Here is a 17,431-nt window from a genome sequence, read left to right on the forward strand (position 1 = left end):
ATATAAGTTGTAGAGCCGTATACGAGACCCGTACGTGCGGTTCAATGGGAGGGGCGAGGAAAATTTATTCTCCCTCTACCCTATTTATGGCGTATACTGGAGAGAGTTTGAAAAAGAAACGGAGAGAAGCGAATGGAAGACGGAAGGACAGCAAAAGTAAATATCGACGATTGGGCGTTTATCCCGATGCTTCCGTTCGGGCTTCTGGCGGGATACTGGGGAACGATGGAAGTGCGGATCACGGCGCTTGCAGAAGAAGGCTTTCAGATCCGTCTTGCACATCCGGCAGCCGAAGAGCAGAAACAGGAGATGTTGGAACTGGCGTTTTATGATTATGATACAACATCGTACCATCGGCTTCCGATCTGCGATGCTCGCCTGGTGCATGAAAAACAGGAGCAGTTTTTTACGGTTTATACGTTTACAACAGAGCTGGAAGCATACCGCAGAGAGGTGCAGCGCCTTGCGATGCAGTACAGCCGCTATATCCGCTGGAAGACGGAAGGTGACGATGCAGTGCTCGCAGAGGAGATGACGGGATATCCGGCCAGGGAGGATGCGCAGCACTTTGAAAGTCTGGAAGAACAGAAACAGGTGTGGTTTGCGACGATCCAGAAGAATACATTTGAGGAGATCCGGCGCGGAGCAGGGGAAGGGAATCCGTCAGTGAAACCAGAACTGGCACTGGAGATCGACCGTCCCGCATGGTATGAAAGATATCTGGAACTGGATGCACCCGCCTTTTTTACGATGTATTTTCGGAAAAATCAAATCACGCCAGCGCTGGATTTTCAGCCGGACCGCCTGTATTTCGGAAATGCCTTCTGCCCTCATCTGTTTCCGTCAGAGCGTATCCTGCAAAAACTGATTGAAAAAGCCTGCCGGGAGCATTTCGCTGTGACACTTGTCTTTCCCATCCTACAAGAGAGAAAACGCCATGAGACAGAATACCTGCTGGAAATGCTGGATAACTGGTGCGGACAGCATCAGGAGAAACTGGAAATCGTCGTAAATGACTGGGGAACAGCAGCTTTGGCGGCAGAACGGAAAAATTTTACGGTCTGCCTTGGTATTCTGCTGAACAAGCGAAAAAAAGATCCCCGCATGAAGTATAAGCAGGGAAATGACGCGTTGTTTCGTAAAAACAGTCTGAATGCAGAGTTCTATCGAACGTATTTAAAAGAAAACTTTGGAATCGATCGGTACGAGTGGGAGAGCTTCGGCTTCCCACAGATATTTCCTTCCGGGGAAAACAGTCTGCATTTCCCGTTTTACCAGACCAATACCTCACAGCACTGTACGCTGTACGCGGAATGTGTCAATGGAAACCGGGGCGCACAGGAGCAGGTGACGGACTGCCCACGGTACTGTGAACGGCAGGCATTTCTTTATCCGAAGCATCTGCAGATGATGGGACGATACAATTCTCTTTTTGCGCTGGCCCCCGCGCTGTTCCAGAATCCGGCGGAAATGGGACGGGCATATGCAGCACATGGAGTGAAACGGTTTGTCCTGAATCTGCTGTAGGAATGTGCTGATGGGAACGAAAAAAGATGCTGCATTTCCAGAGAGGAAGCAGGGAGATCATAAGAGAAAACAGGAGAGGAAGACGAAAACATGAAAATTACAGCAGGACTTGGATCCGTGGACGATTATATCCGCTATGTGAAAGCCGGTGCGGACGAGCTTTTCTGCGGTTACGTTCCGTTTTCCTGGGCGGAGAAATACGGCACGGTCATGGCGCTGAACCGGAGAGAAGTGCTGAGTTATAATGTACAGATCGGGTCGTACAGTGAGCTGGAAATCTTATCGGAGATGGTTCGCCGTTATCAAAAGCCGGTTCATCTGACCTTTAATTCCCTGTACTATCTCCCGGAACAGTACGCCGAAATCACCGGAATCATCCAGAAGTGCCGTCGGATCGGCTTCGAGAGCTATATCATTGCGAATCCCGCGCTCTTTGTCTATCTGCGGGAACACGGCATCGACTGTGAGGTGCATCTAAGCGGCGATCTGGGAACCGTGAATACAGCGATGACCGACGTTTTTGCAAAGCTTACCCCGAAGCGCATCATCTTTCAGCGGAAAAATACGATTGCGGAAATGCAGGAAGTGATTCGCCATATCCGCACGGAACATAAGGCGCAGACCATTACAGAGTTTGAAGCGTTTGCCCTCAATGAAATGTGCCAGTTCAGCGGCGCGTTCTGCAATTCGCTGCACTGTGATGAGATGGGATACCTGTGCCGCGTGCCGTACTGGAAAAGACCGGTCGGGAAAAAAATACCGGAACCGTCCGTGAAAGGGACAGTCCCGGGAGAAATTATGGTGGAAGAAGGAGAGGATCTCTGCGATGAGAGCGGCTATCTCTGCGGAGAAAGCGGCTGCGGTCTCTGTGCGTTAAAGCAGTTATCCAATGCGGGAATCACACATTTAAAGCTCGTCGGACGCGGTAACTATGCCGACTTTATGGAACGCGACATCCGGAATCTGCGCTGGGCACTCGATATTCTTGATACGGCCAAAAGTGATACAGAATATCGAAGGAAGATGAAAACCGAACTCTTTCCGAAGGGCTGCGGTCATCTCTGTTACTACCGTTGATGCTTCTTTTCCGGGAAATTTCTGTAGGTTCCGGCATACCTGCGAAAATCGGCATTTTGCACACAAACTTTAGTTAGAAGTGTATTCCAATTGTTCTTATTGACTAAATATTCCCTTTGGGAATACAATGTAGAAAAGACAAAAAGGAGGGATACCACATGCAGGCACTTTCAAAGAAAAAAACCGGTGATATCTGTACCATCAAATGGATGTTTGGAATCCCTGAAATTCTGGATTTCCTGCGGAGCCGCAAAATCGAAGAGGGAAGCACCATACAGGTCATCCAGAAAATGGACGGCGGATTAATCCTCGGCATGGACGGAAAGCGAATCGCACTGTGCGACGAAGCAGCAGACCGGATTCAGGTGTGAAATCGGATCTGCCCGGCAAATAGAAAACGAGCGGAACCTTGAAAAAAGGATCCGCTCGTTTTCTATTTACAGAAATCGTCCGATGAGAACTTCCGCGCCGCCGATAACGGCAGCGAGAGGAATACTTGATACAGGACAAAGGAAGAACCAGCATGTTGAAAAAAATGTCGATGCAGCATAAAGCGTCACCGGCGGTGCAGAAATACTTCGCAGATTTTTTGCGCAGAACCGTTGCGGAGCAGACATCAGTTAGGGTAAAATAGAGCAGATCTTAAGAAAAAAAGGAAGTTAGAAATTTATGACATTACTAGAAATGATACAAAAAGAAAACGCTGCTGCTTTCACACATGGCGGAAAATTTCATGCGGATGATGTGTTTTCTGCCGCACTGCTTCTGCATTTCAACCCGAAGCTTACGATTCAGCGCGGAAACCGTGTGCCGGAGGAGTTTGACGGGATTGTTTTTGACATTGGAAGAGGGGAGTATGATCATCACCAGAAAGACAGCCGCACCCGGGAGAACGGAGTGCCGTACGCGGCGTTCGGCCTTTTGTGGGAGGCGCTTGGTACAGAAATTTTAAGCCCCAAGATGGCAGAATGCTTTGATGAGAAATTTGTGCAGCCGCTCGACAACAATGATAATACGGGTGAAAAGAACGAGCTTGCCAGCCTGATCGGCATGTTCAATCCTGTGTGGGATGACAACCGCGGAAGTGATGCTGCTTTCTTTGAAGCGGTAACGATTGCCGGCCGGATTTTGGAGCATAAATGGAAACGTTTCCGCGCGGATGAGCGGGTGGAGCAGCAGTTTGCGGAACTCCTCAGCGCACATCGGGAGCGGATCGCCGCAGAGGAAAAGACGGAAACGATGGATGAAAAGATTCTGGTTCTTTCCGAGTTTTTCCCATGCCAGAAGCAGCTCTCCGCGACGGAAATCGCTTTTCTGGTCTTTCCGTCCAACCGCGGCGGCTACTGTGTTCAGCCGGTGAGAAAAGAAAACTCGTCTAATTATAAGTATGAATTTCCGGAAAACTGGCTTGGGCTGGAAAATGAAGCTCTGCAGGAAGTGACAGGTCTTGCGGGTGCATCCTTCTGTCACAAAGGGGGATTCCTTCTCACTACAGAGACACTTGCCGATGCCGTCTCTGCCTGCCGTATCAGCCTTATGGGATCGCCGAAAGCGCCGGTTGTGCTCTGCGTCGGCACGGATACAGAGGACGAGCTGATCCATCAGATGCCGGGCATGGAGAACGCCGAGATAGTTCATAAACCGATGCCCGCCAGACCGGAACTGAAGATCGAGGGCAGTTACGCGGAATCAGTGCTTGAAAAGACGGAATGGAAGACACTGCTGCGTGAATACATTTCCGATCTTTTGAAAGAAAAACCAGAAGCAGTGTGCATCGGCGGCGATCTCTTTGCGGCTTATCCGGTCATGCATCAGCTTCGGAAGAAACATATTCCGGTTCTGACCGCATCGGAGCAGAACGGAAAGCGGATTCTGGTCCGCATTCCGTCCGGTTCCTGAAAAATTACAGATATTCTCTCTCAATTTCGCGCGTTAAACAGAAAAATTCCTCAATATGTAATTTGTTTCTTTGCATCTTCTGCTATCTGTGGTACAATATAGAAAATACGTGAAATTTTGGAACAATGGAAAAGAATGATAGTATTTTTTCGTTTAACTTCGAAAAAACAGGCCAGACTTCACAGGAACGATACAATTTTGTAATCCGAATGGCCTGGTTATAAAAAATCGACAAACAGCAGAGAGGAGAGGGCAATAAATATGATTTCAAAGAAAAAAATTGGCACAACAGTAACAGCGTTCGGTGTGGCAGCTGGAATGCTTCTCGGTTCGGCGGCACCGGCTCATGCGGAGGAGACGGCGAAAACGGTGCAGGAAACGCAGAAAGAACAGGCAGATGCACCGTCCACACAGAGTGAAACGGAGAATGAGAACGCAGAAAAAACGATTGCTCCGGCAGAAGAGACTGAGAAACCGGGGGAAGAAACAGCAGCATCGTCAGATGAGACTGCAGCTTCCACGGAAGATCCGGAAACACCAGATCCTGCTGAGGATCCAACTCCTGGCGAGACACCGGAAGATCCGACTCCGAGTGAGACGCCGGAGCCAACGCCAAGTGAAACACCGACACCAACTCCGAGCGAAACGCCGGAACCGTCTGTGACTCCGGAGCCAAGCGAAACACCGACGCCAGCCCCGTCCGAGACACCGGCGCCGACAGAAACTCCGGTTCCAACTGAGACACCAACACCAACGCCGACCGAAACGCCAAAGAGCGATGAAACACAGGCGGATGACTGGATTCAGACGATTGATTATGGAAAATATATCAGCGCCATGAAAAAAGATCTCCGTGCAGGTTTTGCACAGATCGATAAAACATACGCCTACGCAAAGGTAGATACGAAGTTAAACGTCCGTGAGAGCGGTTCCACCGGTGCACGGATCGTCGGAACCCTTCCGGCAAAAGCACTCTGCTTTGTGATTGCTGATGCAGATCAGGAATGGGTTTACATCGAGTCCGGTGATGTCCGCGGTTTTGTCCGTACGGATTATCTGCAGCAGGGAAAAGAAGCCCTGGAATATGTGGCCAGCACCGGAGAAGACCAGATGAAACTGGCAGATCAGGTGATTGATCCATCTGAAAATGAAGCATTCAACTATAAAAAAGAGACTGTATATGAAGTAAAAACTTCAACCGGAAACGGTATCATTACATTTGCAAAACAGTTTGTCGGCAGACCGTATGTCTGGGGCGGAAACTCTCTGACGGACGGCATTGACTGCTCCCACTTTGTATGGCAGATTCTGACCCGCTGCGGCGCATACGATGGTGAATATACAACATCCGATGGCTGGCGCAGTCTTGGAACCGAGGTTACAAGCCTCGATGAAGCGCGTGCAGGCGATGTCATCTGCTATAACGGCCATGTCGCACTGTACGACGGCGAGGGAAAAATTGTGGAGGCACTGAATGAAAACGCAGGCATCACCTGCAACCGCCCGGTAGACTGCGACACGATTCTGACGATCCGCCGCTTTGCAGCCGATGATGAAATCGGCGGAACAAACGCCGAAAAGATCTGGAATTACTTCCTGATGCACGGCTTCACAAAAGAAGGAGCCGCAGGAATCATGGGAAATATTGCAAACGAGGCATCTACAGACCTCAATCCGACACTGCTTGAGTACGGCTCCACCAGCCGCACGAGCCTCAGCGGAGAGCAGTACACCAATCTTGTCGATGCCGGAATCATCTCACGAGATGAAGTCATCCGCAGCGCCCGCTTCGGCCTTTACAGCGGCGGAAGATACGGCTACGGTCTCTGCGGATTCACGGATCCGACCATCAAAGAGTATCTGTGCCGCTATACCATCGACCTCGGAAAGAGCCTCGGAAGCCTGTCCGGACAGCTCGACAGTCTGCTCGCTTATCTGAACGATTACAATCCGAATCTTCTGGACCGCCTGAAAAACGCAGAAGATGTCGACACAGCAGCGACATCTTTTATGCGCGAATACGAAAAATGCGCAAATCAGGGTACGCAGCAGAAACTCCGCACAACAGCAGCAGAGCAGATCTACAATGTGATGGAATCGTACGATTCACCGGTGGATGTGGAATAAAAGAACAAAAAATTTATCAATAAGAAAGTGCCTGTCAGGCTGAAAAACACTGACAGGCACTTTCTTTACGATTGATTATTTTTCCTGCGAATCCAGAATAATTTTCCTGCAGTCCAGAAGCGACGGACTCACATGATCGCAGATCGGTGCGAGCTCTTCTGTATATGGCGTCAAATCCGGGATCATACAGGAAACAGCACCGGAAGCACGTGCGGCTTTCAGACCGTTGATACTGTCTTCAGCCACCATACATTCCGCAATCGGAGTCTGCAGAAGAGAAGCAGCTTTTAAGAAAATTTCCGGATCCGGTTTGCTGTTTACGACTTCATCTCCGCAGACGGAAGCATCGATATACCGGTCAATGCCGGCCTGCTTCCAGTATCCTTTGGCAACGCTCCGTGTCGTAGATGTGGCAATAGCAATTTTGATCGAATGCTCTTTCAGCCAGGAAAGAAACTCGTGAAGTCCCGGCTTTTCCGGGACACCGTTGCGCTGAATATAATCATTCAGATACGCCGAACGGATGGCGCGCCCCTCATCGTACGTCACCTTTCCGTGAAACCATTCCTCAAACAGCTTTCTGCTCCGTGGAAGTGCACTGCCGCGCATCTGTGCGAGATGTTCTTCCGTGAGCGTAAAATTCAGTTCCCGGGCAGCTTTGAGCCAGCCCTCTTTCATTACGATTTCGGTGTCAAACAGGACACCATCCATATCAAATAATACTGCCTTTATCATAAATGCGACCTCCCAGGGAGTAAAAGGAAACAGACGGTTTTCGTTTACTCTGTACTCTGATTTTTTTAAAACTACCTTCAGTATACGAAAAATCCTGAAAAAAGACAAGTGCATGACTGGATCCATGAATATTACAATCACACTTGACTTCAAGTAAGCTTAAAGTGCTATTCTGATAAAAAAGGACAAATCAGGAGGAATAACAGAATGGAAAAGTCAACGGTTTATTTTACCGACTTTCGATGTCCGGTGGGAACGAGTCAGCTCGACAAGCTGAAAAAGCTCTGTATCGCTGCAGGCATCAAGGACATTGATATGGAAGGCAAATTCATCGCAATCAAAATGCATTTTGGCGAACTGGGAAACATGGCGTTTCTTCGTCCGAATTATGCGAAAGTGGTTGCAGATCTCTGTAAAGAGCAGGGAGGCCTTCCGTTTCTGACAGACTGCAATACGTTATATCCGGGCAGCAGAAAAAATGCCCTGGAACATCTTGACTGCGCGAATCTGAATGGATTCAATACCATTACCACAGGATGCCAGATTATCATTGGAGATGGAGTGCGAGGAACCGATGAAATCGAAGTTCCGGTTGTCAACGGAGAATATTGCAAAACAGCATTGATTGGTCATGCAATCATGGACGCAGATATTTTTATCAGTCTGAGCCACTTCAAAGGCCATGAAGCAACGGGCTTTGGCGGTGCACTGAAAAATATCGGTATGGGATGCGGAAGCCGCGCCGGAAAGATGCAGCAGCATGCCAGTGGAAAACCGGCAATCAATACGGATGTCTGTCGTGGCTGCCACCGCTGCGCAAAAGAATGCGGAAGCGATGCGATTTCCTATGTAGATAAAAAAGCAGTCATTGACTATGATAAATGCAAGGGATGCGGCCGTTGTATCGGTGCCTGCAGCTTTGATGCAGTATATAATCCAAACAGCAGTGCAAACGAGCTTCTCGACCGGAAAATGGCGGAGTATGCACAGGCTGTCTGCCATGGACGTCCGTGCTTCCATATCTCTCTGGTACAGGATATCAGTCCGAACTGTGACTGTCATGGGGAGAACGATGCTCCGATTCTGCCGGATATCGGAATGTTTGCAAGCTTCGACCCGGTTGCACTTGACCAGGCGTGCGCCGATGCCTGCCTGAGTGCAACACCGATCGAAAACAGCCAGCTTGGCGAGCACCTTGCAGAGCCGGGATGGCACTGTCACCACGACCATTTCAAGGATTCCAACCCGAACATTGAATGGCAGGCAACCCTCGACCAGGCGGAGAAAATCGGTCTTGGTACGAGACAGTATGAACTGAAACGTGTAAAATGATGCGCGAAAAGCTCCAGCTTCCCGGATGAAAAATCAGCGAGAAGCTGGAGCTTTTTACGATCAGATTTTTGCATTGCTTTTTTGGTCTGCTGTTGTTTTATCTGTCTTATATCATCTCCAAAAACGCCTTATGAATCCGCACATCCGGGTCGAGTTCCGGGTGGAAGGAGAAGGCCATCTGGTTTTTGTATTTTACACCGACAATCCGTTCTTTCACAACGGCGAGCACTTCTGCGCCGTCCTCCACAGATGCAATATACGGCGCACGGATAAATGTCATCGGCACTGTTCCGATGCCCGCAACCGGTGCTTCTGTATGGAAGCTGCCTAACTGGCGGCCATAAGCGTTCCGCTTGATGCACATCGGAATCGTGCCGAAATACTGCTCCGGCTGTCCCTTGATCTGTCCGTCGATCGTTTCAGCCAGAAGAATCGCACCGGCGCAGGTCGCGAGAACCGGCATACCGTTTTTAATCTGGCTCTTAATGGTATCGAACATGCCAAGCTCTTTTAAAAGTTTTCCCTGAACGGTACTCTCGCCGCCCGGCAGTACAAGTGCATCGTAAGGCTCGGCAAGATCGCGGGCCTGCCGCAGTTCGATGCATTCGGCGCCAAGCTGTTCTAATACTTTTTCATGTTCTGCAAACGCACCCTGCAGTGCAAGCACTCCAATTTTCATTATTTTCCTCTTTCTGCCATCAGTAAGGCGATTTCCTGCTCGTTGATGCCGACCATAGCTTCGCCGAGATCAGCGGAGAGTTCTGCGATCAGTTTGGCATCGGTGTAGTTGGTAACAGCTTTTACGATGGAAGCGGCACGTTTTGCCGGGTTGCCGGATTTGAAGATACCGGATCCGACGAAGACGCCTTCTGCTCCAAGCTGCATCATCAGCGCTGCATCGGCAGGCGTTGCCACACCGCCGGCTGCAAAGTTGACAACCGGGAGACGGCCGTTGTCATGAACATACTGCACAAGATCGTATGGAACCTGCAGGACTTTGGCTGCCTCAAACAGCTCATCCTCACGCATCGAGGTCAGTTTCTGGATTTCACTGTTCATTTTTCTCATATGGCGGACCGCCTGTACGATATCGCCGGTTCCCGGCTCACCTTTGGTACGGATCATGGATGCTCCCTCATTGATCCGGCGAAGTGCCTCACCGAGATCTTTTGCACCGCAGACAAAGGGTACTTTAAAATTGTGCTTATTGATATGGTAGACATCATCCGCCGGGGAGAGAACCTCACTCTCGTCGATGTAGTCGATTTCGATGGCTTCAAGAACCTGTGCCTCTACAAAGTGGCCGATGCGGCATTTTGCCATAACCGGAATGGAAACGGCTTCCTGAATGCCGCGGATCATCTTCGGATCACTCATACGGGAAACGCCGCCGGCGGCACGGATGTCTGCCGGAATCCGCTCCAGTGCCATAACGGCACAGGCACCGGCTTCTTCTGCAATATGTGCCTGCTCCGGAGTGGTAACGTCCATGATAACGCCGCCTTTTAACATCTGTGCCAGTTCTTTGTTCAGTTTGTATCTCTCGTTTACTGCTGTCATAATAATCTCCTCCGTGTCTGTAAAAATTTAGTTTCTGTTTTGGCTTTACTTTTGCTCTGCCTCACAGTATACTGGTAAAGTGACTATAAAAAAATTGCCAAAACAAATATATTCAGTAAGGTCAGATGAGAGGAGAACGGTCGGATGCTGACGTATAATTTTGCGAATATAGGGTCAGATTCCCTGTATGAATATTTATATAAATGTATTAAAAATGACATATTGCTGGGAAACATCCGCCCTGGAGAGAAGCTGCCGTCGAAACGGACGTTCGCAAAAAATCTGGGCATCAGTGTGATTACCGTCGAGAATGCTTATGCGCAGCTTGTTGCGGAAGGCTATCTGTATTCCATGCCAAAGCGCGGCTTTTATGCGGCCGATCTGGAAATTGAGGATTCCATGCGGGATGCTGTTCCGAAAGAGATCCTGCAGATGGCAAACGGAGAGACTTCCTATTTTGCGGATTTTTCCAGCAATCAGACGGACAGCGAGATTTTTCCGTTCACAATCTGGACGCGGACGGTGCGTGCTGTTCTGAATGATAATCGGATCCAGCTCATGATCAATTCCCCGTGCGCCGGGATTTTAAAGCTGCGCAGTGCGATTGCCAGGTATCTGCGAGAGTTTCGTGGAATGCAGGTGCTGCCGGAGCAGATTATTGTCGGCGCAGGAACGGAGTATCTGCATAACCTTCTGATCCAGCTTCTCGGGAACGATCTTGTTTATGGAGTAGAGGATCCCGGATATCACAAAATTGCGCGGATTTATGAGAGTATGAAGGTGCGGTACGAGCCAGTGCCGCTCGACCAGGACGGTGTTTCAGTGCAGGAGCTGGAAAAAAGATCGGTTGATATTATTCATACCTCTCCGTCCCATCACTTTCCAACCGGGACAGTCATGCCGGTCAGCCGCCGTTATGAACTGCTCGGCTGGGCGGCAAAATCGGATCATCACTATATCATTGAGGACGATTACGACAGCGAGCTGCGCCTCGGCGGAAAGCCGTTTCCAACGCTGCAGAGCATCGATGTATCGGACAAGGTCATCTATATGAATACGTTTACGAAAACACTTGCCTCCACGGTACGGATCAGCTATATGGTGCTGCCGCAGACACTGGCAGAGAAATTTTACCGCGAGCTGTCGTTTTATTCGTGTACCGTTTCCAACTTTGAGCAGTACACACTGGCGGAGTTTATTGAGAACGGCAGTTTCGAAAAACATATCAACCGGCTGCGGAACTATTATCAGAACAAACGAGATCTGATTTTACAGGCGCTTGAAAAGAAGCCGCTCGGTGATTACGTAACCATCGAAGAGGAAGAAGCCGGCGTCCATTTCCTGATGCATCTTTGCACCGATCAAAAAGAAGAGGAGATCGTCACGCAGGCGAAATCCCGCGGCGTAAAATTAAAGCCGCTCTCCGGCTATTACGCGGATGCGGCGGAGGCGGCAAAGCAGGAAAATACGTATGTCATGAATTATTCCTCCATTGATCCGGCAGCAATGGAGCGGGCAGCGGGAGTGCTGCTTCATATTCTGCAGATACCTGGCAGATGATCTGCGAAACGAAAAAAATCGGAAGGATTGGGTGGCCGGATGCAGAGAATGACAGACACTGTTTCCAAAATGGACATGTCTGCGCATCCCCAAGTTACTGAACTGATAGAATGGAGAAAAGCATATGACGAATCGCGAAATGATGGAGATTGCCATGAGGCAGTCTGCGGAAGATATGGGGTGCCGTGTGGAAGATTTCAAGGCGGAAAAAAATGTTGTTGTTCCCATAAATTTAGGAAAGAAGGCCCGCAAATATTTGAAAGAGCCTATTACCTGCAATCTGGTTTCCTATGGAAATAATATCATGGCGGCTTCCATACCTGAGACTATGGATCTGGTATCTGCGTATGTAGACAAATTCGAATTTTACCACTGCTTTGAGACACCAAACATGCATTGGCTGAATGAACGTTTAGCTGAAAAAGGGCACAAAATATGTTTCATGGCAGAATACTATCTGCCGGATATCAGCCGGATACCGACTCTTTCCTGTGCTTATGAAACACGAATATTGACACAGGAAGATTTTGCAAACTTGTATCTGCCGGAATGGAGCAATGCGCTTTGCGAAGATCGGAAGAATCTGGATGTACTTGGCGTCGGCGCATATGACGGAAGCACGCTGGTGGGACTCGCCGCCTGTTCTGCCGATTGCGACGATATGTGGCAGATCGGTGTGGATGTTTTGCCGGAATACAGACGACAGGGGATTGCCTCTGCACTGACTAGCAGACTTACAAAAGAGATCATAAACAGGGGCAAAGTACCGTTTTACTGTACCGCCTGGTCTAATGTCAGATCTGTAAGAAACGCTGTTAAAAGCGGTTTTATCCCGGCATGGGTAGAAATGACTGTAAAACCGGCCAATATTGTTGATGAGATGAATTTATAGAGGAACCTTCCCTGTCGATTCCCGCTGGATTAGCTGTGCATGCAACAAATACGTACTGATCGGGATGTGATTGAGAAGACTTGACAATGCAAAAAATCCACTTTTCCCAAGTTCCAGCCGATCTTGTCTGATGGTCGTAAGGGGCGGTGACGTACAGGCAGCAATCGGCAGATCATCAAATCCAATAATGCTGATATCATCAGGAACCTGGAATCCCAGCTGCTGACATTGTGTGAGCGTTGCACTTGCAAGGGTATCCTGGTTGCAAATAATAGCAGTGATTCCGTTTTCCAGGAAACGGGGAAGATGCTTTTCCATACATTCTGACAGATAATAAGAACAGCCGATCGTAGCAGGCGAAGTCTTCAGTCCATGCTGGTGCATGGAACGGAGAAAGGCAGCATGGCGTGCCTGGAGAACCCGGGCACCGAGGGAACTGCTCAGATAGGCGATCTTCCGGTGTCCAAGTCCGGCAAGATAAGAGACGGCAAGTTCCATTCCCTCCTCATTATCAATACCTACATAAGCGGTGGAAGGATTCCCTACCATATAGTTGTCGAAAAGAACAGCCGGTGTGCGGCTGACCTTAAAGTCCTGAATCCAGGGATCGCTGAGGGAAAAACCGACCACAAAAGCTCCTATATAATCATGCTCCAGCATAAAAACATCATAATGCTGGTTTCTTTGGGCCTTAATATCAACAGGCACAATTTCAACATCAAATCCAGCAGGTTCTGCCATCTGACGAAAACCCACCAGGATATCATAGGCAAAATGATGCGGTTCCTGATACCGCATATTCTCTTTTTCTATTATAATACAGACTTTTTTCGTCGATTTCTTATAACGCCGCAGCTTCGTATAACCCAGAGCTACGGCAGTTTCCAAAACCTGTTTCCGTAAAGCTTCGCTGATATCAGGCGCGTCATTAAGAGCTTTGGATACCGTGCTCTTGGAAATTCCCATTTGATCAGCAATATCCTGAATGGTAGTCATAATCGGCAATCCTTTCACAAAACAAAAAATGTAAACTCCCAGTTATCGTGATGGGGTTCTTTTAACTCATTATATAAAATCATAAGATAAAAAGCAATTAATACCTTGAAAAAGAAATATTTCGTCAAGTTTCGAAAGAAGAAAGCATCCTGCACAAAAATCATCCTGAAAATTATCTGAATTTTACGAAAGTGCAGGGAAAAATGGAAATTGATTGACGAAGAAATAAAAAAGGCTTATAGTAAAGCTACGAAACAATACGAAACAAATAGCGATCGTGTTTCTTACAAGGATGCAAAAACAGCTTTAGAGCTATGCAGGAGGAAAATGAGATGGAATTTAGCGGTGTATACCATAAAACTTCAGAACAGATGAGTTATGCCCTGGATGAGGACAGACTGATCGTAAATATCAAGACAGGATATGATGTAAAACAGGTATTTATCCATTACGGAGATCCTTACGAAGCCGGAATTTTGGGCGGAAAAGAAAAATGGATCGGAAAAAGAGAAGAAATAATATATAAAAAACGTCTGCCGTATCAAATCTGGTGGACAACAACGCTTCTTCCGGAATACAAAAGATGCAAATATTATTTCGAGCTGCGGACGGAAAAGGAAGTCTGGTATTATTTTGAGGATGGTTTTTTGACAGAAGAACAGCTCCGGATGGATGGCCGTATGCAGCAGTGCTTTATTGTACCCTGGATGAACCCGGCAGATATCAATCGCACACCGGCATGGGTAAACGAAACGATCTGGTATCAGATTTTCCCGGATCGGTTCTGCAACGGGACACCGGAAAAAAACGGAGATGATATCACACCCTGGAGAAATCACGGAACTGTAACAAACGAAGAAAAATTCGGAGGAAACCTGGAAGGGATCCGTCAGAGATTATCGTATCTGCAGGAACTTGGGATTACCGGTATTTATCTGAATCCGATCATGAAAGCAGAGTCCAACCACAAATATGATACGACCGATTATACAAAAATAGATCCGTCCTTTGGCGATACAGATACGATGAAAGCGCTTTGCAGAGAAGCGCATGAAAAAGGAATCCGTATTATGGTAGATGCGGTGTTTAACCATAGTGGAAGAAAATTTGAGCCGTGGCTAGATATCCTGGAGCATGGAAAGGAGTCTCGTTATGTGGACTGGTTTATGGTAGAAGACTGGAATCAGGTTCAAAAAAGGGGAGACACCAGAGACAGGCGGTTCTATTCCTTTGCATTTACAGACGGGATGCCAAAGCTGAACACAAACAAGGAAGAGGTGATACAGTATTTCTGTAAAATCTGCGAGGACTGGGTACGGGAGTTTGATATCGATGGAATTCGTTTCGACGTAGGAAACGAAGTGTCACACAGGTTTTTAAAGCGGATAAGAGAGCATTTGAAAACGATAAAGCCGGATATTTATCTTCTGGGGGAAATCTGGCATGATGCAAGCCAGTGGCTGCAGGGAGATGAATATGATTCTGTCATGAACTACCCGCTGCTGAGCGGAATCCATGATTTCTTTCTTGATAAAACAATGAAAAAAGAAGAATTTGAATATATGGTAAACCGTTGCTATACCATGTATATGCAACAAAATAACGATGTACTTTTTAATCTCCTGGATTCCCACGATACCGAGAGGCTGATGAACCGTTTTCACGATCTGGATAAGTTCTACCAGCAGCTTGCAGTCCTTTTTACGCTTCCGGGAAGCCCCTGTATTTATTATGGAACGGAGATCGCAATGGAAGGTGCGCACGATCCGGACTGCAGAAGATGTATGCCATGGAGTGAGATTGAAAGCAAAGAGAATCAGGAAAGAATTGCAACGATGCGGAAACTGATTATGCTTCGAAGAAATGAAAAAATGTGCAGAAGCCTGCATTTCCATTTCCCGAATGTCTATGAGAATGATCGGTGTGTAGAGTATATTAAATTAGACGAAGAGGGAAATAGAATCGAAGTTCTGCTCAACGCATCGGATGAGGAAATAAAAGTAAAAGGAGACGGGGAAGTACTTTTCGCCCGGGAATTTGACGGAGAGATACTTGGTGTAAATGGAACGTTAATTCGCAGGATGTAAGGGTTTCACCTGTTAGAAATATGTGCAGACAGGCACAAAAAAAGCATGTTTTCTGGAAAAGCCACCGGAAAACATGCTTTTTTGATCTCTTGACTCGCCAAAAACATAAGTAAGTAGCCATTTTTCGAAAAAAATGAGCGGATTACGAATGTTTTTGAAGATTGCGTGAGTGCAAAGCACGTAGCAATCTGGTATCGCAGTGATCAGACGCTTAAGATGCCGAACGACTGCAGCAGCAGTGCGGCAAGGAGTACGGGTGCAATAAACTTCACCATGACGATATACAGCTTCTTTCTTCCGAACTTATATCCTCCCAGCGTCACCTCATCGATGATGACCTGAGGCTTTACAACCCATCCGATCAGAATACAGGAGAGAAGTGCGACAAGCGGCATCAGAAGGTTATTGCTGATAAAGTCCATGACATCCAGGATCTGAGCCGTTGCGCCATTTGGAAGCTTCAGTTCAAAATAAAGCGCATTGTAGCCGAGGCATACGATGATACCGACGAGGCACGCATAAACCGTTACAATCACAGTGCTCTTCTTTCTGCTGATGTGAAATTTGTCGATCATACAGGAAACAATGGATTCCATGACCGATACGGAAGATGTAATGGCTGCAAAGGAGACCATAAGAAAGAAAATGGTTCCGATTACGCCGCCTGCTGCTCCCATGGACTGAAAGACCTTCGGCAGGGAGACAAACATCAGACCAGGGCCGGCAGACATACCCTCTGTTCCCGTAAAGGTAAATACGGCAGGAACGATCATCAAACCGGCGAGCAGCGCAACAATGGTGTCGAAAATTTCGATCTGGTTGATCGATTTCATCAGGTTTGTTTCTTTTTTTACGTAGGAACCATAGGCAACCATAATACCCATCGCTACACTGATCGAAAAGAAAAGCTGTCCGAGTGCGTCGACAAAGACGGTGAAAAATTTCTGCGGCGTCATTCCTTTAAAATTCGGAACAAGATAAATTTTCATACCCTGCAGTCCCGTGCGGATGACACCGTCTGCATCGGTATGGGTCAGGGTCAGAGAAAAAACAGAAATTCCGATGATTAAAATCAGAAGGATCGGCATCAGAATTTTGCTGTAGTTTTCAATTCCCTTATTGACACCGCGGTATACGACAAATGCGGTAAGAAAAAGATAGATACACAGCCATACAATCGGCTGCCAGGTGCCGGTAATATAGCCGGTAAAGTAACCATCCTCCGCAGCTGCGGCGCCCTGTCCGGTAAGGAAGACAGACAGGTATTTTAATACCCAGCCGCCAATGGAGCAGTAGTAAGGCAGAATGACAACCGGCACGATACTGGCGAGAAGGCCAAGGCCGTTCCAGCCCGGGTGAATTTTTCCATAAGCGACAAGCGGACTTTGTCCCGTTTTTCTGCCGATGGCAATATCCGTTGTCAGCAGCGTAAATCCAAAGGTCAGAGCCAGTACGATATAAACCAAAATAAAAGTTCCGCCTCCGTCTTTTGCGGCAAGATAAGGGAAACGCCAGATATTTCCCAGTCCAACCGCGCTTCCTGCAGCAGCAAGCACGAAACCGATGGAGCCGGTAAAGCTGCCGCGCGCATGTTTCTTTTCCATATAAGATACATCTCCTTATTGATAGATTGGCTGTC

General features: G+C 47.9%; 14 protein-coding genes. 9 read left to right on the plus strand and 5 right to left on the minus strand.

Features of this window, described 5'->3' with window-relative positions:
- Positions 1 to 132 precede the first annotated feature (132 nt).
- The 5 genes from ACY2VW_RS04665 to ACY2VW_RS04685 all read left to right on the plus strand — a co-directional run bounded on the left by ACY2VW_RS04665 (position 133) and on the right by ACY2VW_RS04685 (position 6,630).
- Positions 133 to 1,527: a hypothetical protein gene (locus ACY2VW_RS04665; protein ID WP_461877231.1), complete on the plus strand. Its 1,395-nt coding sequence runs from the start codon at positions 133 to 135 to the stop codon at positions 1,525 to 1,527.
- A 90-nt stretch (positions 1,528 to 1,617) separates the two neighbouring features.
- Positions 1,618 to 2,604 carry a U32 family peptidase gene (locus tag ACY2VW_RS04670; RefSeq protein ID WP_461877232.1) on the plus strand — a complete coding sequence of 329 codons (987 nt, stop codon included), beginning with the start codon at positions 1,618 to 1,620 and terminating at the stop codon, positions 2,602 to 2,604.
- A gap of 158 nt (positions 2,605 to 2,762) precedes the next feature.
- Positions 2,763 to 2,975, plus strand: coding sequence for a FeoA domain-containing protein (locus tag ACY2VW_RS04675; protein WP_173859865.1), 213 nt, complete (start codon positions 2,763 to 2,765; stop codon positions 2,973 to 2,975).
- A gap of 298 nt (positions 2,976 to 3,273) precedes the next feature.
- On the plus strand, positions 3,274 to 4,503 hold the full coding sequence (locus ACY2VW_RS04680; protein WP_461877233.1) for an MYG1 family protein: 1,230 nt from the start codon (positions 3,274 to 3,276) through the stop codon (positions 4,501 to 4,503).
- A 261-nt stretch (positions 4,504 to 4,764) separates the two neighbouring features.
- Positions 4,765 to 6,630, plus strand: a complete 1,866-nt coding sequence (locus tag ACY2VW_RS04685; RefSeq protein ID WP_461877234.1) for a phage tail tip lysozyme — start codon at positions 4,765 to 4,767, stop codon at positions 6,628 to 6,630.
- A 75-nt stretch (positions 6,631 to 6,705) separates the two neighbouring features.
- Here the strand turns inward: ACY2VW_RS04685 and ACY2VW_RS04690 are convergent, their stop codons facing one another.
- Entirely contained in the window at positions 6,706 to 7,365 is a 660-nt protein-coding gene (locus ACY2VW_RS04690) for an HAD family hydrolase (protein ID WP_461877235.1), read from the minus strand.
- Between the two features lie 207 nt (positions 7,366 to 7,572).
- On the opposite strand from ACY2VW_RS04690, the gene ACY2VW_RS04695 reads away from it, so the two are divergent.
- Positions 7,573 to 8,697 carry a DUF362 domain-containing protein gene (locus ACY2VW_RS04695; RefSeq protein WP_461877236.1) on the plus strand — a complete coding sequence of 375 codons (1,125 nt, stop codon included), beginning with the start codon at positions 7,573 to 7,575 and terminating at the stop codon, positions 8,695 to 8,697.
- 106 nt (positions 8,698 to 8,803) lie between these two features.
- Here the strand turns inward: ACY2VW_RS04695 and pdxT are convergent, their stop codons facing one another.
- Entirely contained in the window at positions 8,804 to 9,376 is a 573-nt protein-coding gene (gene pdxT / locus ACY2VW_RS04700; protein WP_461877237.1) for a pyridoxal 5'-phosphate synthase glutaminase subunit PdxT, read from the minus strand.
- Positions 9,376 to 10,257, minus strand: coding sequence for a pyridoxal 5'-phosphate synthase lyase subunit PdxS (gene pdxS, locus ACY2VW_RS04705; protein ID WP_461877238.1), 882 nt, complete (start codon positions 10,255 to 10,257; stop codon positions 9,376 to 9,378). Before pdxS ends, pdxT begins: the two co-directional genes overlap by 1 nt.
- Positions 10,258 to 10,401: 144 nt before the next feature.
- On the opposite strand from pdxS, the gene pdxR reads away from it, so the two are divergent.
- A complete protein-coding gene (gene pdxR, locus ACY2VW_RS04710; protein ID WP_461877239.1) occupies positions 10,402 to 11,817 on the plus strand; it encodes a MocR-like pyridoxine biosynthesis transcription factor PdxR in 1,416 nt (471 codons plus the stop codon).
- A 124-nt stretch (positions 11,818 to 11,941) separates the two neighbouring features.
- Entirely contained in the window at positions 11,942 to 12,709 is a 768-nt protein-coding gene (locus ACY2VW_RS04715; protein ID WP_461877240.1) for a GNAT family N-acetyltransferase, read from the plus strand.
- Here ACY2VW_RS04715 and ACY2VW_RS04720 read toward each other — a convergent pair.
- Complete coding sequence (locus tag ACY2VW_RS04720; protein WP_461877241.1) at positions 12,704 to 13,705, minus strand: LacI family DNA-binding transcriptional regulator; 1,002 nt, start codon at positions 13,703 to 13,705, stop codon at positions 12,704 to 12,706. The two genes, ACY2VW_RS04715 and ACY2VW_RS04720, sit on opposite strands and share 6 nt — an antisense overlap.
- Positions 13,706 to 14,037: 332 nt before the next feature.
- Between ACY2VW_RS04720 and ACY2VW_RS04725 the strand changes: the two genes are divergently transcribed.
- On the plus strand, positions 14,038 to 15,792 hold the full coding sequence (locus ACY2VW_RS04725) for a glycoside hydrolase family 13 protein (RefSeq protein ID WP_461877242.1): 1,755 nt from the start codon (positions 14,038 to 14,040) through the stop codon (positions 15,790 to 15,792).
- Positions 15,793 to 15,995: 203 nt separating this feature from the next.
- On the opposite strand, the gene ACY2VW_RS04730 is transcribed toward ACY2VW_RS04725, so the two are convergent.
- Entirely contained in the window at positions 15,996 to 17,396 is a 1,401-nt protein-coding gene (locus ACY2VW_RS04730; RefSeq protein ID WP_461877243.1) for a sodium-dependent transporter, read from the minus strand.
- Positions 17,397 to 17,431: the final 35 nt, after the last annotated feature.

It is taken from the genome of Fusicatenibacter sp., assembly GCF_977045365.1.

Excerpts from the sequence above, each read along its gene's own strand:
- pdxR (WP_461877239.1), top strand. The coding sequence starts at position 10,402 with ATGCTGACGTATAATTTTGCGAATATAGGGTCAGATTCCCTGTATGAA.
- ACY2VW_RS04680 (WP_461877233.1), top strand. The coding sequence starts at position 3,274 with ATGACATTACTAGAAATGATACAAAAAGAAAACGCTGCTGCTTTCACA.
- ACY2VW_RS04665 (WP_461877231.1), top strand. The coding sequence starts at position 133 with ATGGAAGACGGAAGGACAGCAAAAGTAAATATCGACGATTGGGCGTTT.
- ACY2VW_RS04675 (WP_173859865.1), top strand. The coding sequence starts at position 2,763 with ATGCAGGCACTTTCAAAGAAAAAAACCGGTGATATCTGTACCATCAAA.
- ACY2VW_RS04685 (WP_461877234.1), top strand. The coding sequence starts at position 4,765 with ATGATTTCAAAGAAAAAAATTGGCACAACAGTAACAGCGTTCGGTGTG.
- pdxS (WP_461877238.1), bottom strand. The coding sequence starts at position 10,257 with ATGACAGCAGTAAACGAGAGATACAAACTGAACAAAGAACTGGCACAG.
- pdxT (WP_461877237.1), bottom strand. The coding sequence starts at position 9,376 with ATGAAAATTGGAGTGCTTGCACTGCAGGGTGCGTTTGCAGAACATGAA.
- ACY2VW_RS04690 (WP_461877235.1), bottom strand. The coding sequence starts at position 7,365 with ATGATAAAGGCAGTATTATTTGATATGGATGGTGTCCTGTTTGACACC.
- ACY2VW_RS04715 (WP_461877240.1), top strand. The coding sequence starts at position 11,942 with ATGACGAATCGCGAAATGATGGAGATTGCCATGAGGCAGTCTGCGGAA.
- ACY2VW_RS04725 (WP_461877242.1), top strand. The coding sequence starts at position 14,038 with ATGGAATTTAGCGGTGTATACCATAAAACTTCAGAACAGATGAGTTAT.
- ACY2VW_RS04695 (WP_461877236.1), top strand. The coding sequence starts at position 7,573 with ATGGAAAAGTCAACGGTTTATTTTACCGACTTTCGATGTCCGGTGGGA.
- ACY2VW_RS04730 (WP_461877243.1), bottom strand. The coding sequence starts at position 17,396 with ATGGAAAAGAAACATGCGCGCGGCAGCTTTACCGGCTCCATCGGTTTC.
- ACY2VW_RS04670 (WP_461877232.1), top strand. The coding sequence starts at position 1,618 with ATGAAAATTACAGCAGGACTTGGATCCGTGGACGATTATATCCGCTAT.
- ACY2VW_RS04720 (WP_461877241.1), bottom strand. The coding sequence starts at position 13,705 with ATGACTACCATTCAGGATATTGCTGATCAAATGGGAATTTCCAAGAGC.